The organism is Rhizobium etli CFN 42, assembly GCF_000092045.1.
GTDB lineage: Bacteria > Pseudomonadota > Alphaproteobacteria > Rhizobiales > Rhizobiaceae > Rhizobium > Rhizobium etli.
Map to the genome: position 1 here is coordinate 1441828 of NC_007761.1, position 16776 is coordinate 1458603.

General features: G+C 62.2%; 11 protein-coding genes. 8 read left to right on the top strand and 3 right to left on the bottom strand.

Going from position 1 to position 16776, the window contains the following annotated elements; all coding sequences use genetic code 11:
- The 6 genes from RHE_RS07015 to RHE_RS07040 all read left to right on the top strand — a co-directional run bounded on the left by RHE_RS07015 (position 1) and on the right by RHE_RS07040 (position 11240).
- A complete protein-coding gene (locus RHE_RS07015; RefSeq protein ID WP_020920861.1) occupies positions 1-1236 on the top strand; it encodes a GTP-binding protein in 1236 nt (411 codons plus the stop codon).
- 204 nt (positions 1237-1440) lie between these two features.
- Positions 1441-5961: a DUF4082 domain-containing protein gene (locus RHE_RS07020; RefSeq protein ID WP_042118168.1), complete on the top strand. Its 4521-nt coding sequence runs from the start codon at positions 1441-1443 to the stop codon at positions 5959-5961.
- Between the two features lie 18 nt (positions 5962-5979).
- Positions 5980-7212 carry a GTP-binding protein gene (locus RHE_RS07025; protein ID WP_011424711.1) on the top strand — a complete coding sequence of 411 codons (1233 nt, stop codon included), beginning with the start codon at positions 5980-5982 and terminating at the stop codon, positions 7210-7212.
- 73 nt (positions 7213-7285) lie between these two features.
- A complete protein-coding gene (locus tag RHE_RS07030) occupies positions 7286-7594 on the top strand; it encodes a hypothetical protein (protein ID WP_011424712.1) in 309 nt (102 codons plus the stop codon).
- Between the two features lie 41 nt (positions 7595-7635).
- Positions 7636-9780, top strand: coding sequence for a peptidase domain-containing ABC transporter (locus RHE_RS07035; RefSeq protein ID WP_011424713.1), 2145 nt, complete (start codon positions 7636-7638; stop codon positions 9778-9780).
- Complete coding sequence (locus tag RHE_RS07040; protein ID WP_042118170.1) at positions 9777-11240, top strand: HlyD family type I secretion periplasmic adaptor subunit; 1464 nt, start codon at positions 9777-9779, stop codon at positions 11238-11240. Before RHE_RS07035 ends, RHE_RS07040 begins: the two co-directional genes overlap by 4 nt.
- Positions 11241-11313: 73 nt before the next feature.
- Here the strand turns inward: RHE_RS07040 and RHE_RS07045 are convergent, their stop codons facing one another.
- Entirely contained in the window at positions 11314-12210 is an 897-nt protein-coding gene (locus RHE_RS07045; protein ID WP_011424715.1) for an alpha/beta fold hydrolase, read from the bottom strand.
- A gap of 65 nt (positions 12211-12275) precedes the next feature.
- Entirely contained in the window at positions 12276-14351 is a 2076-nt protein-coding gene (locus RHE_RS07050; RefSeq protein WP_011424716.1) for a lytic transglycosylase domain-containing protein, read from the bottom strand.
- Positions 14352-14565: 214 nt separating this feature from the next.
- On the opposite strand from RHE_RS07050, the gene dapA reads away from it, so the two are divergent.
- Positions 14566-15450 (top strand): 4-hydroxy-tetrahydrodipicolinate synthase, encoded by an 885-nt coding sequence (gene dapA, locus RHE_RS07055; RefSeq protein ID WP_011424717.1) that lies wholly within the window; start codon positions 14566-14568, stop codon positions 15448-15450.
- Between the two features lie 93 nt (positions 15451-15543).
- Positions 15544-16023 (top strand): SsrA-binding protein SmpB, encoded by a 480-nt coding sequence (smpB, locus tag RHE_RS07060; protein ID WP_004675044.1) that lies wholly within the window; start codon positions 15544-15546, stop codon positions 16021-16023.
- A gap of 39 nt (positions 16024-16062) precedes the next feature.
- Here the strand turns inward: smpB and RHE_RS07065 are convergent, their stop codons facing one another.
- Positions 16063-16644: a LabA-like NYN domain-containing protein gene (locus RHE_RS07065; protein WP_011424718.1), complete on the bottom strand. Its 582-nt coding sequence runs from the start codon at positions 16642-16644 to the stop codon at positions 16063-16065.
- Positions 16645-16776 lie beyond the last annotated feature (132 nt).

The window sequence follows — 16776 nt, forward strand, 5'->3', positions numbered from 1 at the left end:
ATGCGGGTCGCAGAGAGTGGAGCTGCCTCCGCTCCCATTCGAGGGGCCGCGGGGAACAAGGGCGAGCGGCTTCCGGTGACCGTGCTGGCCGGCTTCCTTGGCGCCGGCAAGACGACGCTCCTCAGTCATGTCCTGAACAACCGTCAGGGCCTGCGTGTTGCCGTCATCGTCAACGACATGAGCGAGGTGAATATAGACGCCAGCCTCATTCGCGACGGCGGCTGCAACCTGTCGCATACGACGGAGGCATTGGTTGAGCTCAGCAATGGCTGCATATGCTGTACCCTGCGCGATGACCTCCTGACGGAAGTGCGGCGACTGGCCGAAGAGGGGCGATACGACTATCTGCTGATAGAGGGGACAGGCATTGCCGAGCCGCGCCCCATTGCCGCCACCTTTTCCTTCCGCGACGAGAACGGTGTTTCGCTCTCCGATTTTGCCAATCTTGACACGATGGTCACTGTCGTCGACGCCGCCAGTCTCTTGGCTGACTACAGCAGCGCCGATCTGCTTCGCGACCGCGGCCTGCAGCGGGACGGCGAGGACCGGCGGACACTCATCGACCTGTTGGTGGACCAGATCGAGTTTGCCGATGTTGTCGTGATCAACAAGATCTCGGACGCGACCGAGGAGATTCGCGCGGAAATCCGCAAGACGGTGGCTGCGCTCAACCCGGATGCGCGCCAGGTGGAGACGGACTTCGGCAAGGTTCCTCTTGCAAGCATTCTCAATACGGGCTTCTTCGACGAAGCAAAAGCCGCCGCTCACCCGTTATGGCACAAGGAACTGTACAGCCCGGGTGATCACGTTCCGGAGACGGAGGAATATGGAGTATCGAGCTTTGTCTATCGCACGAGGCGTCCCTTCGACCCCACGCGATTTCGAGCATTCCTGGATGAACCCTGGCCGGGGGTGATCCGCGCCAAAGGTCATTTCTGGTTGGCCACGCGACCGCGTCACGTGGGTCTGATGTCGGCTGCCGGAGCGCAACGACGCTGTGAGCCCATGGGGCTATGGTGGGCGGCCGTTCCCCGGCAGGACTGGCCGAGCCATCACCAGTTTCGTCAGCATCTCGAGCGCCGATGGGACAGCGCTTGGGGCGATCGCCGGCAGGAGCTCGTGTTCATTGGTGTTGATATGGACGAGACAGGAGTCCGCAGCGCATTGGACGACTGCCTGGCCAGCTCGGATCCGCGGGACTGGTCGGCTCTCGAAGATCCGTTTCCGGCCTGGTAGCACGGGCGGCGCAGTCCAGCCGGGTCGGCGAAACAATAGCGACAGAGTTCCTTTACAACGTGCGTCGGCGCCCGGCCGAGCGCTCTCGGCAGCGTCGCAGCCCTGTCGGTCGGGTGCGCGGCGAGGATCATCATATGGGCGTATGGAGGTACCACCCACATACCCCAGATTGCTGTCGTACGTTCCTTTTCGAAAGCTGGCAGGATGAAGTCATCCAATGCTGGTCGACGGGAAACGGGGACGCCGCTCTTGCTGAGATTTCATGTGAGGAATCGCAAATATCTGACTGCTGCCGGCGGCACGCCATGCGTCACTCCTGCCATCACCGGCTGGGCCGCGCTGCTCGGAACTCCAACCGTAGTGTCTTCGAGCACCCAGGTTTCTTCCGGCTTTGCCAATCAAGGCAGCGCAACCGTCCAAAGCTCTCTCATCGGCACAGTCACAACTTCGCTGATGTCATCAGGCGGCATGCAATCGCCCCCCGCACCGTCGACGGCGATATCGGCACCTGCGACACATGGCGGGGCACAGGACAATTCCACGAAGACGGCGTCGGCTGCGACGGTCTTCCAGACGCCTTCCTCGATATCGCAAGACATCGTGCTTGCCCCGGATCCGTACGAAGAGGCTGCGACGCTGCCTGCCGCGCCCACGTTGACGGGTATTACCAGCGATGCCGACACCGGAAGCGCCACGACGGCGGCGCCAGTCACTTCGTCCAGCAGTCTCGACACGACTTCGTTGCGCCTTCAGGCCTCGATAGCATCCCTCTCGGTGGAGCCGAGTCAGGACGCTTCGGCCGAGACGACCACGACTTCAGCGCTGGCCGCACCGGCGGTGGCTCCGGCTGTGGTCACACTCAACAAGATCGCGCTCGAAAACCTGAAGCAGGGCAACCCGATCAGCGAGTGGGGTCTGGAAGGCGACGGCAACGGCACCATCCAGGGCTTTGCCACCGAAATCAGCACGAATATCGGCCAGACGGTCAATTTCAAAATCGCCACCGACTCCACCCACTACCGTATCGATATCTACCGCATGGGCTATTATGGCGGGCTCGGTGCGCGCAAGGTCGACTCGATTGAGCAATCGCTGACGGCGGCGCAGATCCAGCCGCATCCGATCGTCGACATGTCACTCGGTCTCATCGATGCCGGCAACTGGTCGGTTTCGGCGAGCTGGCAGATTCCAACGGACGCGGTCTCCGGCGTCTATTTCGCCAAGCTGGTGCGGGAGGACGGCACTCAGGATGCCAGCATCATCCCCTTCGTCGTGCGCGACGACGCCTCGACCAGCAATATCGTCTTCCAGACATCGGATACGACCTGGCAGGCCTATAATGCCTGGGGCGGCGCCAGCCTCTATTACGGTGAAGTGCCCGTCGATCCGGCAGACATGATCGGCTACCTGCCACCGAACTGCAGCTGCGGCCTAACCGCGATCGGCCGCGCTTCCGCGGTCAGCTACAACAGGCCGATCATCACCAATACGAGCCCGATCGGCGGCTCGCATGATTACATCTTCGGCGTCGAATCCTCCGCAATCTCGTGGCTGGAGCAGAACGGCTACGACGTGTCCTATATATCAGGCGTCGATACGGCGCGCAGCGGCAGCCTGCTGCTCAACCATGATGCCTATTTGTCCGTCGGGCATGACGAATACTGGTCTGCCGAACAGCGCGCCAATGTCGAAGCGGCGCGCGATGCCGGCGTCAATCTCGCCTTCTGGAGCGGCAACGAGCTCTACTGGAAGGTTCGCTGGGAAAGCAGCATCGACGGCAGCGGCCAGGCCTACCGCACCATGGTCTGCTACAAGGAGACCTACGGCACGAGCACGGACCCGAGCAATATCGGCACCGGCACCTGGCGCGATCCGCGTTATGCCGATCCGGGGCAGGAGCCGGAAAATTCGCTGACGGGCACGATGTTCCAGGTGGACAGCTACCGCCAGGATACGATCTCCATCCCCTACGACTATTCGAACCTGCGCTTCTGGCGCAACACCGATGTGGCGGAGCTTCAGGAGGGTGAAACCTACAATCTGGTGCAGAACCTGCTCGGCTACGAATGGGATTCCGATGTCGAGAACGGATTCCGTCCGGCTGGACTGATCGACCTGTCGCTCTCCTCAGTCGCTGTCAACACCTATCTCCGCGATTACGGTTCGACAATCGGCGATGCGGTGGCGACCCACAGCCTGACCATGTACCGGGCGGCAAGCGGCGCGCTCGTCTTCGGCGCCGGCACCGTCTTCTGGTCTTGGGGGCTAAACGATCAGCATCAGGGGCCGGCAACGCCAACCGATCGCAACGTGCAGCAGGCGATGGTCAACATGTTCGCGGACATGGGCATCCAGCCGACAACGCTCGATGCGAGCCTGATCCTCGCGACCCAATCGACCGATAAGCTGAAGCCCACCTCATCGATTACCTCGCCCATCGTCGGCGCAAGCTTTCTCGAAGGCCAGCATGTCACGATATCAGGCACGGCGCAGGACTTCGGCGGTGGCATCATTGCCGGCGTCGAGGTCTCCACCGATGGTGGCCAGCACTGGTTCAAGGCCACAGGCCGCGAGAACTGGAGCTATAACTGGGTCGTCCAGGCGAGCGGCACCTACACGATCCTGTCACGCGCCGTCGACGACAGCGTCAATCTGGAGACGCCGTCAGCCGGCAAGCAGGTCACCGTCACGCTACCGGGCACGCAGGGCCTGTGGACACTCGCCGAAAAGCCCGCGACCGAAGTAGCGGTCGATCGCGATTCCGTCGAGCTCGGCCTGCGCTTTCAGGCGACGACGGCAGGCTCGGTAGAGGGCATCCGCTTCTACAAGGGCTTCTACAATATCGGCGAACACGTCGTCAGCCTCTGGAGCAGCACGGGAACGCTGCTGGCGACCGGCGTATCGACAGGTGAATCGCTCTCCGGCTGGCAGACGGTGATGTTCTCCAGCCCGATCCAGATCGCGGCCGGGACGACCTATGTGGCCTCTTATCACAGCAACGGCTACTACTCGATGACTGCGAATTATTTCAGCGAGCCCTATGCCAGCGGCGCGCTGAAGGCCGTCGACGGCGGCGGCGTCTTCGCCTACGGGAGCACTGCCGGCACATTCCCCGGCCAGAGCCCCGGCGGCACCAATTACTGGGTGGACGTGGTCTTCGATGCCGGGCCCAACAGCCAACCGGTCGCGACCGACGACAGTGGGCTGATCATCGGCCACAACGGAACGCTCGTTATCTCCATTGCCGCACTGCTGGCAAACGATACCGATCCCAACGGCGATGCGATGACGATCACCGCCGTCGGCAATGCGCTGAACGGCACGGTCACTCTCGACAAGCAGGCCGGAACCGTCATCTTCGCGCCGGTCACCGATTATTCCGGCCCGGCAAGCTTCGCCTACACGCTGTCGGACGGCCGCGGCGGCACGGATCAGGGCAATGTCAGCCTGACCGTTCAGGCCGGTTCGGCCGGCGAGACGCTGTTTACGGCGAGTGAGGGACCGACCGGCGGCAGCTTCAACGACAACACGGCGATGGAACTCGGCATGAAGTTCGTCGCTTCCTCAAACGGCACGATCTCGGGCATCCGCTATTACAAGGCTGCCGGCGATACCAGTGCCCATACCGGCTCCATCTGGAGGGCCGACGGCACGCTCGTCGCCACGGTCACCTTCACCAATGAGTCGCTTTCCGGCTGGCAGACTGCGAACTTCGCCACGCCGCTGCAGATCGCGGCGGGCGCGACCTATGTCGCCTCCTACCACACGACCGGCACCTATGTGGCGACGTCGAACTATTTCAACACGGCGCATACCAGCGGTTCGCTGACGGCGCTTGCAGGCAGCAATGGCGTCTACGCGGTCGGATCGGGCTCGATCTTTCCGACGTCAAGCTACCAGTCGACGAATTACTGGGTCGACGTCGTCTTCAATCAGTCGACGGGCAATACGGTGCCGGTCGCCGCCAATGACAACGGCTATACGACCTATACCAATACGGCTCTGTCGATCGCCGCTGCAAACCTGCTGGCAAATGACAGCGACGCGGATGGCGACCCGCTTGTCGTCACCGGCGTCAGCGGCGCGGTCAACGGTTCGGTGTCATACAACAGCCAGACGCAGACCGTCACTTTCACGCCGACGGCAGGATATACCGGGCCGGCGAGCTTCAGCTATTCCATCGCCGACGGAAAGGGCGGCACGGCATCCGCCCAGGTTTCACTTACCGTCAACGCCCAGGGAAGCGAGCAGAACCTCTTCAGCGCCAATGAAACGCCAGCAGTCGTCTCGGTGAACGACAATCAGCCGGTCAATCTCGGCATGAAATTTCAGGCGGACACGGCAGGCTGGATCACGGGCATCCGCTTCTACAAGGGCGCCGACAATACAGGCCCGCATAACGGTTATCTCTGGACCGCCTCGGGCACGCTGCTTGGCAGCGTCACCTTCAGCAACGAAACGGCAAGCGGCTGGCAGACCGCCACGCTCACCCAGCAGGTCGCGGTTGAAGCGGATACGACCTACGTCGTTTCCTACAGCACGAACGGCAATTATTCGGCGACGGGCCATTATTTCAGCACCGAGAAGACGAGCGGCGACCTCCGGGCGCTCAGCGGCAATAACGGCCTCTATGCCTACGGATCGAGCGGGTTGTTCCCGACGAGCAGTTACAACAGCACAAACTACTATGTGGACGTGGCGTTCAAACCGCAGCTCGCGGCGTAAAGGCGTGCGGGGGTATCGATGACAGGTGCAGACAATCGACTTCCGGTGACGGTCCTGGCGGGGTTTCTCGGCGCCGGCAAGACGACGGTCCTCAATCATGTCCTGAACAATCGCGAGGGACGCCGGATCGCCGTGATCGTCAACGACATGAGCGAGGTGAACATCGATGCCGATCTCGTCCGCGACGGCGGCGCCAACCTCTCGAGGACGGACGAAACCCTGGTCGAGCTTACCAACGGCTGCATCTGTTGCACATTGCGCGACGATCTCCTGAGCGAGGTCCGTCGGCTCGCCGCCGCCGGCCGTTTCGACTATCTGCTGATCGAGGGCACGGGGATCGCCGAGCCCCTGCCGATAGCGGCGACCTTCTCCTTCCGCGACGAGAGCGGAGCAGCACTCTGCGATGTCGCGCGGCTCGACACGATGGTTTCCGTCATCGATGCGGTCAATCTTCTCGCCGATTATGCCAGTGCCGAGTTTCTGAGCGATCGCGGCCAGAGCCGTGACGGCGACGACGAACGCAGGCTCGTCGAACTCCTCGTCGAACAGATCGAATTCGCCGACGTCGCCGTCATCAACAAGGCAGGCGAGGTGCCGCCCGCGATGCTCTCCGAGGTTCGCCGGATCGTCGCGGCGCTCAATCCGGATGCCCGCGTCATCGAGGCGGACTTCGGCAAGGTGCCGCTTGGCACAATCATGGATACCGGGCTCTTCAGCGAAGCCAAGGCCGCCCGCCATCCACTGTGGCACAAGGAGCTTTACGGCTGGGGCGATCATGTGCCGGAGACCGAGGAATACGGCATAACAAGCTTCGTCTATCGCAGCCGCCGGCCCTTCGATCCGGCGCGGCTGAGCCGCATGCTCGAGCAGCCATTGCCTGGCGTCATCAGGGCGAAAGGGCATTTCTGGCTGGCGACCCGGCCGGACGAGATCGGCCTGCTGTCGATTGCCGGCACGCAATGCCGCATCGATACCAGAGGGTTCTGGTGGACCTCGGTGCCGCGGGCGCACTGGCCACGCCATCCGCAATTCCGCCAATTGCTCGACCGGCATTGGGACGATGTCTGGGGCGACCGCCGCCAGGAGCTGGTCTTCATCGGCTCCGGCTTCGACGAGGCCGCCATCCGCACAGCGCTCGACGATTGCCTGACCGGGGAGGAGACGGGTTTCGATCCGCAGACCGCTGTCGGCCTTCACGATCCGTTTCAGGCATGGCGGCACGATACGCACGCATCGGACCGAAAGGTGTGAAGCGGTTTTCGGATGATCCGATGCGTCGACGCAAAGGTGAACAGGTTTTGATTATCAACCAGAGGAGAGAACAATGAGCAGCGAACTTTATGCAGACGGTATCGGCGAAATCACCGTCACGGGAACGATCGTGCGCATCGACCTGATGTCGCTCTCGGCCACCGATCGTGACGCCAACAACAATCCGAAGCCGGTTTTCCGCCAGCGCATCATCATGCCTGTCGACGCCTTCGCCAATGCGGTCGACCTCATGCAGAAGGCGCTTGGCGGCTTGGTCGAGGCGGGCGCGGTCCGTCGCATCGGGGATATGTCGGCTGCAGCCGCCAGCGATATCCAGTCGGTGCAGGGCGGCGCTTCGAACGCCTCGCCGAATTTCAACTGACAACAGGGACAGCTTCGGTCTCGTAGTGTTTCGGGTGGGCCATGAGTGGTTTTCTGCATACCAACCTGCATTGTCTTGCGCTCGTCGCGCGTCACCACGGCGTCGACCTTTCTCCTGAGCGATTGCAGCACGATTATTCCGTCGGCAACGAGCCGGTGGCCGTGCGGCAAATGCTCAGAATGGCCAAGGATGCCGGACTCAGGGCCAGGCATCTGACGCTCGACTGGCGAAGCCTGTTCCAGCTCGGCGAGGCTTTCCCGGTGCTTGCCGAACTTTCGAACGGCAACTGGGTGGTCATCGCCGGCGCTCTCGGGCAGGGCGAAGATGAGCGGATCCGCGTTCTCGACCCGCTCGCCGCCCGACCCGAAGTCATGTTGCTGGGCGAGGAACAATTCGCCAAGGCCTGGCTCGGATCGGTGGTTCTGGTGAAGCGCAACTATCGCATGTCGGATGAGGACCGACCCTTCGGCTTCCGCTGGTTCGTCCCCGAAATCATCCGCCAGCGCAGCTTTTTCCGTGACGTGGCGCTCGCAGCCTTCGTGCTCTATGGCCTGGGGCTGACGACGCCGATGTTTTTTCAGCTGGTCATCGACAAGGTGCTCGTGCATCAGAGCTACGCGACATTGACAGTTCTGACGATCGGTATCGCGGTGGCGCTCGTTTTCGATGCGACCTTCAGCTTCCTGCGTCGCTATCTGCTGCTCTACGCCACCAACAGGATCGACATCCGGGTGGCGACGCGCACCTTCGGCCATCTGCTCAACCTGCCGATCGCGCTCTTCGAGCAGGCCTCAGCCGGCGTTCTCGTCAAGCATATGCAGCAGACGGGACGGATCCGCGAATTCCTGACTGGCCGGTTATTCCTGACGCTTCTCGACGGCGTATCCCTCTTCGTCTTCGTGCCGATCCTGCTTCTCTACAGCGCCAAGCTGACGCTCGTGGTGCTCGGCTTCGCAGCCCTCGTCGGGCTGGTGGTGATGATGCTCGTCGGGCCGTTCCAACGCCGGCTGCAGGCGCTTTACCAGGCCGAAGGCGACCGGCAGGCCCTGCTGGTGGAAACCGTGCATGGCATGCGCACCGTCAAGTCACTGGCGCTGGAGCCGCGCCAGCGCAAGGTGTGGGACGATTATTCAGCGCAGTCGATTTCGGTGCGTTTCCGGGTCGAAAAAATCTCCACCATCGCCCAGTCGATGACCGGGCTTCTGGAGAAGCTGATGAGTGTGGCGATCATCGGGCTCGGCGCGCTCGATGTTTTCAGCGGTTCCATGACCATCGGCGCGCTGGTCGCCTTCAACATGCTGGCCGGCCGCGTCTCGGGACCGCTGGTGCAAATCGTGACAATGGTGCACGAGTATCAGGAAGTGGCTCTTTCCGTGCGCATGCTCGGCGAGATCATGAACCAGCGGCCGGAGCAGGCCGGACGCGGCCGTGGTGTGCGGCCGCATCTGCATGGCCGCATCGAATTCGACAGGGTCACCTTCCGCTATGCTCCCGACACGGCGCCTGCGCTCGACAATGTCTCTTTCGCCATCCCGGCGGGCTCGGTCTTCGGCGTGGTCGGGAAGAGCGGCTCGGGCAAGACGACGATCACCCGGCTGATCCAGGGGCTCTACCAGAGTCAGGAAGGGCTGGTGCGCATGGACGGCTACGACAGCCGCGAGATTGACCTCGTGCACCTGAGAACCAGCATCGGCGTCGTGCTGCAGGATAATTTCCTGTTTCGCGGCACGGTGCGCGACAACATCGCCGCCGCCAAGCCGGATGCCAGCATCGAGGAGATCATGGAGGTCGCCCGCGTCGCCGGCGCGGAAGAGTTCATCGAGCGGCTTCCGCGCGGCTTCGATACGATGCTGGAAGAAAATGCCGCCAATCTCTCCGGCGGCCAGAAGCAGCGGCTCGCCATTGCGCGCGCTCTGATCACTGATCCGAAGCTCCTGATCTTCGATGAGGCGACGAGCGCGCTCGACCCCGACAGCGAGGCGATCATCCGCCAGAATCTGAGCCGTATCGCTGCCGGGCGCACCGTCGTCATCGTCTCACACCGGCTTTCGACGCTTGTCGATTCCGATGCCATTCTCGTCATCGATCGCGGCAAGGTCGCCGATATCGGCCGGCATGACCAGCTGGTGGCACGCTGCATGACCTATCGCCACCTGTGGGCACAGCAAATGAGGCAGGTCGCATGAGCGCGCGTGTCAGAAAATCCGGCGAGAACCTGCCAGTTCCATCAGACAAGGGCGCCTCAGACCATGGCCCTTCAGACAAGGTGCCGCCAGGCAGGGGCGGGCAGCTCGTCGCTCGCCTGCCGCTGCCGCCGGCAATTGCGGAATTCCAGTCCGACGCCGTCGAGCTCGAGGAACGTGCTCCGCCGCGCGTTGCGCGCATGACGCTCTATTGCGTGACGGCGCTAATTGCTGCGACCATCATCTGGGCCTCCGTTTCTGATATCGACGAGGTGGTGATTGCGCCCGGCAAGCTCGTTACCACCCAGCCGACCATCGTCGTCCAGCCGCTCGAAACCTCGATCATCCGCACGATCGATGTGAAGGCCGGCGAGGTCGTGCATGCCGGCCAAACGCTCGCAACCCTTGACGCCACTTTCAGCCAGGCCGACGTCGACCAGCAGCAGGCGAAGTTCTCGGCACTCGACGCCCAGGTGAAGCGCATCGAGGCGGAACTTGCCGGAGACGACTACACCATGATGGCGGGAACAACGCCCGACGAGATGCTGCAGGTGCAGCTCTTCGGCCAGCGGCGGGCCTTCTACACCGCGCAGCTGCAGAATTTCGAGCAGCAGATCGCCGGCCAGTCGGCAGCGCTTGCCGCCAGCAGGAACCAGGAGGCAGTGCTCATCGACCGGCGCGACACGCTCTCGCAGATCGAAGGCGCGCGCACGCGGCTCTACGACAAGCAGAGCGGCTCGCTGATCACCATGCTCGGCTCGCGCGACGCCCGCCTCGACGTCGAATCTGATCTGACCGCCGTGCGCGGCAAGGCCGACGAGGCGGCGCATGCCTTTGCCAAGCTGAAAGCCGACCGGCAGGCCTTTATCGAAGATTTCCGCCGCGCCGCGATGGAACAGCTGGTGGAGCTGCGCGGACAGCGCGACATGGCGGATGAAGAGCTGAAGAAGATGGAGCTGCGCCGCAACATGGTGTCGCTGACAGCACCTGCCGACGCCGTCGTGCTCGATCTTGCCCAGCGCTCTATCGGCTCCGTCGTGCGCGAAGCCGAACCGGTCGTGACCCTGGTGCCGATCAACGTGCCGCTCGAAGCGGAAGTGTCGATCAACACCCGCGACATCGGCCGCATCGCCGTGGGTAAGGAGGCCCGCATCAAGCTAGACGCCTATCCCTTCCAGAAATACGGCACCGCGTCGGGCGAAGTTCGCACTATCAGCGAGGACACGTTTATGACCGGCCAGCAGTCGGAACAGACCGCCACCCCGAGCCAGCCGGCCGCCCCCTTCTTCAAGGCGCGCATCCTGCTTGCCGATACGAGACTGAACGTCTCGGACGTGCCGGTCAGACTGCTGCCGGGCATGACCGTCTCCACAGAGATCAAGGTCGGCAAAAGGACGGTGATCTCGTATTTCCTCTATCCGCTGCTGCGCGGCCTGGATGATGCCATCCGGGAACCGAACTGAGGGGCTGCAGACGAGGTGTAGGCGAGGGGCCTTCTACACGCGCCGGGAGGCGCATCCGATTCCGATCAATCAGCTACCGGAAAGTGGCGAGGAAAGCGCGAATTGCTGCAGGGATATTGCCGAGATGAAGGAGGGGCGCATGTCCTTGCCCTTCCGCGGAATGAAGGATCAGCCTGGGATGCAGTCGGGCCATTTTGCTGGCGGTTTCCTGCGACAGCAGCGGCGAATTTTCACCGCGGATCAACATCAGCGGAACGCGGCTCAGGCTTTCGAATTGTGCCCAGAGATCGGGCAGTGGCTGGCTGAAGTCGATCGATTTCAGCGCTTCGGCGATCGTCGGATCGAAATCGGCCACCGGCCTTCCGCCGACGTCGCGATATAGCGCAAGCGCCATTTCGCGCCAGTCGTGCTCTCCAAGGGCGGTAAACGAGGCGCCGTGATTTTCTCGCAATATTTCGGCCACCTCGGCCCAGTCTGCCGGCCTCCTGCCGCTGTTGAGGTAATCTCGGATCAGCGCCAGCCCTTCAGCCTCGATCAAAGGACCGATGTCGTTGAGGACCACGGCTTCGAGAAGATCCGGCCGTGTCGCCGCGATCAAATGCAGGATCAGGCCGCCACGCGACGTGCCGATGAAAATTGCTCGCTCGATGCCGAAGGCAGCGCAGGCGGCAACAATGTCGGCCATCTCGACGGCGAGATTGTAATTGGCCTTGTTCTCATCCCAAGCGGAATTTCCACGCCCGCGCGAATCGAGAGTGATCACCCTGCGCGGGTCTGTCTTGTCCTGGCAGAGAAGCAGCGCCAGCGAATGAAAATCCCGCGCGTTGCGGGTCAGGCCGGGCAGGCAGATCACCGGCAGCTTTTCGGCGGTCGCCGCCGCCTCGGGCCGATAGTCGCGGGCATAAAGCGTCAGCCCGTCGGAGGAAGAGTAAAATCGTTCCTGGAAACCGCCTGTGTCCATGTCCGGCATCGCATCCCTTGAGACCTGTCTGATCCGGAAGGTGTAGCCTGCTTTTCGAGCCGCGCCTAACGGCTTCAGGAAGCGCTGCGTCCGCCGATCAGGTCGCGCTCGATATCCGTCGGCTGGCCGAGGCGAGCCTTGTAGACTTCATAATTCTCCATCACCCGCTGTACGTAGTTGCGCGTTTCAGGGAAGGGGATGCGCTCGATCCAGTCGACGATCTCGTCGACCGGCCGACCGCGTGGGTCGCCGTAGCGTCCGATCCATTCCGGCACCCGCTTCGGGCCGGCATTATAGGCGATGAAGGTGAGGATGTAGGAGCCGCCGAAGGCTTCGATCTGTTCGCCGAGATAATGCGCGCCGAGCGTTGCATTATAGCCGGCATCGGCCGTCAGCTTGTCCTTCGAAAAGGTGATGTTGTGGCGCTTGGCCACCGCTTGGGCCGTGCCGGGCAGAAGCTGCAGCAGGCCGCGCGCATTTGCGGCCGAAACGGCGGCCGGGTTAAAGGCGCTTTCCTGCCGGGCAATGGCATAGGCGAGCGCCTTGCCGGAGCCGGAGATATTGGCATTGGCCGGGATTACGCCGACGGGAAAGGCGAGTGCGGCGACGTCGATGCCGCGGCCATAGGCGATCTTGCCGATCTGCAGGGACAGATGATGATTGCCTGATTGTTCGGCCTGCGCCGCCAGGATCGCCAGTTCACCGCGACTTTGCAGCTGATCGGCGAGCGCGAGATAGAGGATGTCGGCCCGCCATCCGTGGCCGGCTGCCTCAAGCCGGGCGATTGCCTGCACGGCCTCGCGCGCCTCGAAACTCTGGCGGTCGGCTGCGCTCGGCGTGGGATAGCTGACGTTGAGCGTCTTGCGTCCGAGCCTTTCGGCCGCGAGCTGCCCATAGAAGGTGCCGGGAAAATTCGCGGCCTTGCCGTAGAATTCGCCGGAGTTGCCGGTTCCGCCGGCCTCGGCTGCCCGCCCGAGCCAGTACCAGGCGCGCGACACCGAGATGGGACCGTTCGAAGTCGCCAGAATCTTGCGGAAATGCTTTTCTGCCGTTGTCGGATCCTGCAGACCGCGCAGCGCATACCATCCGGCATGGAACTCGGCCTCGACGATATCTGTCGGGCTGGTTGCCGCGGAGTTTGCGACGACGCGGTAGGCCGGTCTGAATTGTCCCTGATCGACGAGGCCGCGGCTGACGATCCGCTGCTCGTTCCACCATTCTCCGGAATTGACGAGTTCGCCCGGCTCGCGCGGCATCTTTTCCAGAAGCGCCGCCGCTTCGGCATATTTGTCCTGCTTGCGCAGATATTCGATCCGCGCGAACAGCAGGCCGGCATCGCCACGCCATTTCGGCTCGACGCTATTGAGAAGCGCGCCGGCATTGGCGGCTTTGGCGTCGACGGCGGCCCAGGCCTTGTAGAGGGACTGCGCCTCGCCCATGTCGCCGAAGCGCTTGGCCTGCGCCACCCGGCCACGATACATCAGATAGTCCATCCGCGCCTTGTGGTCGGCTGGCGTCAGCAGGGCGGAAAACTCGAGGAGGATCTTGTCTTCGCTCGCCTTGTCGAGAGCCTCGGTGCGCCAGACCTTGCGGATATATTTTGCCGCCTGCGCCTGCTTGCCTGACGCAGTCAGCGCCCGCCCGAGAATGACGGCGCCCTGCATCGTCTCCGGCGCGGTGTCGCCGAAAGCGGCGAGCACGGCTGACGGGGCGGGGTTTTCGTCGTAGAGCGCACGTTCGGAATAGGCGCGCAGCCTGGAAAGGCCGGGCCATCCCTTGAGCTTCTGCGCGGCGCTGGCGATTTCATAAGAGGGAACGCCCTTCAATCCGGAGACGGCGATCGCCCAGGTGAGGATATGCCGGTCGAGCGTACCCTCGCGCATGCTGTCGCGGATCGATAGAGCCAGTTGCGGATTCTTAGCGGAAAGTGCGTCGAGGCCGGTTTTCAGATCGCTGGCGACAGGCGCGACGGCGGGATTGCGGGGTATGGCGCCGGTTGTAAGCGCTGCAGGTATCGATGTCTCGGGAACGAAGTCGATCGGCTTGACGTCAGGCGTCGGAATGCCTTCGCCGGAAAGCGGCGACGCGAGGCTGCCCCACGCGGCGGCAACAAAGCCGAAGGCGGTCAGAATCAGGACAGCTTTCTTCATCCGGGATCTCGCAACGGAAAACACGCCCTGCCCATTTGGCTAGAGGCTTCTTAACGAAACCTTACCGTACCAGGTAAAATTCATTCACATCTGCTATCGGAATTTGCCCTAAACCGAACTCTCCGCGCTTGTCGCGATGATTTCGGCGCTCTATGGTGCGCAAAATATTCATGGAATGCGGCCGAAGCAAGGATTTGGTCGTGAGGAGCTTTGCATGTTCAATGGGTCCATTCCCGCCCTCGTCACCCCCTTCACCGATGCCGGACTGATCGACGAAGCGAGCTTCGCCGCCCATGTCGACTGGCAGATCAAGGAAGGCAGCAGCGGTCTCGTTCCGGTCGGCACGACTGGCGAATCGCCGACGCTGTCGCATGCCGAGCACAAGCGGGTCGTGGAACTCTGCATCGAAGTGGCGGCAAAACGCGTTCCGGTCATGGCCGGCGCCGGTTCGAACAATACGCGTGAGGCGGTCGAACTCGCCCAGCATGCCCAAAAGGTCGGCGCCGACGCCGTGCTCGTCGTCACGCCCTATTACAACAAGCCAACGCAGAAGGGTCTGATCGCGCATTTTTCCGCGATTGCCGAGGCCGTCGCTCTGCCGATCTATATTTACAACATTCCGGGCCGTTCGGTGATCGACATGACGCCGGAAACGATGGGTGCTCTCGCCAGGGCGCACAGCAATATCGTCGGCGTCAAGGACGCGACGGGCAAGATCGAGCGTGTCTCCGAGCAGCGCATCACCTGCGGCAAGGATTTCAGACAATTGTCCGGCGAGGACGCGACAGCCCTCGGGTTCAACGCCCATGGCGGCGTCGGCTGTATCTCGGTGACGGCCAATGTCGCCCCGCGGCTCTGCGCCGATTTTCAGGCCGCGACGCTCGCCGGCGAATACGCCCGCGCGCTGGAATATCAGGACCGGCTGATGCCGCTGCACAAGGCGATCTTCCTTGAGCCCGGTCTCTGCGGCGCCAAATACGGCCTCTCCAGGCTCGGTCGGATGAGCCGCAATGTCCGCTCGCCGCTGCTTTCGACGCTGGAGCCGGCAACCGAAGCAGCAATCGACGCCGCCATGCGTCATGCAGGATTGCTGAACTGAGGAGACCGGCCGTCTTCACAAGGCCGGGTCGTTCCCTTACATAAGGGCAAGCAATGAGGGCGCGGCTTTTCGCGCCCCGAAGGGAATATCGTCATGGCCCCCAAAGGCAGCCAGCGCGTGGTGAACAAGGTCGTGGCCGAAAACCGCAAGGCCCGCTTCAACTACGAGATCATCGATACCTATGAGGCAGGTCTCGTGCTGAAGGGCACAGAGGTCAAGTCGTTGCGCGAAGGCAAGGCCAATATTGCCGAATCCTACGCATCGGATGAGGATGGCGAGATCTGGCTGATCAACTCCTACCTGCCGGAATATCTCCAGGCGAACCGCTTCAATCACGAACCGCGCCGGCGCCGCAAGCTGCTGCTGTCGGGCCGTGAAATCCATCGCCTGCGCTCCGCCGTCAACCGCGAAGGCATGACGCTGGTCCCGCTCAAGATCTATTTCAACGATCGGGGTCGGGCGAAGATGGAGCTGGCGCTCGCCAAGGGCAAGAAATTGCACGATAAGCGCGAATCCGAGAAGGAGCGCGATTGGAACCGGCAGAAGAGCCGCTTATTGAAGGATAACGGCTAACTCATCACGCCGCAGCCGATCGGCTCGCGGCCCTTTCGATCAGTCCTCGAAGTCGCTGGCGGGGGCGACTTCGACCGGGCGCGGCGCCCGCTCCGCGGGATCGCGACCGATCTCAGCCTTCAGAGACAAGAGGTCGATGAAATGATCGGCCTGTCGCCGCAGGTCGTCGGCGATCATCGGCGGCTGCGTCGCCATGGTCGAGATCACGGAAACCTTGCGGCCTCTGCGCTGCAGCGCCTCGACGAGGTTCGTGAAATCGCCGTCACCGGAGAAGATGACGAGATGGTCGACGGTTTCCGACTGCTCCATGGCGTCGATTGCAAGCTCGATGTCCATGTTGCCCTTGATCTTCCGGCGGCCCATGGAGTCGGTGAATTCCTTGGCGGGCTTGGTGACGACTTTGTAGCCGTTATAATCGAGCCAGTCGATCAGAGGCCGGATCGATGAATATTCCTGGTCCTCGATCAATGCCGTATAATAGTAGGCGCGCAGGAGGTAGCCTCGTTTCTGGAATGCCTTCAACAGCTTGCGGTAATCTATGTCGAAACCGAGGCTCTTGGATGCAGCGTAGAGATTGGCGCCGTCAATGAAGAGTGCAATTTTTTCGCGTGGGTCAAACATCGCTTACCAATTCCAATGAGAGAAATCGAAATTCGCCTGGCATCAAATTTCAATAAATACAATGGCTTATTGTGATTGTTGATCTGATGCTTACTTTACCAACTGTTCATATAAGAGAGATTTAGGGCACGA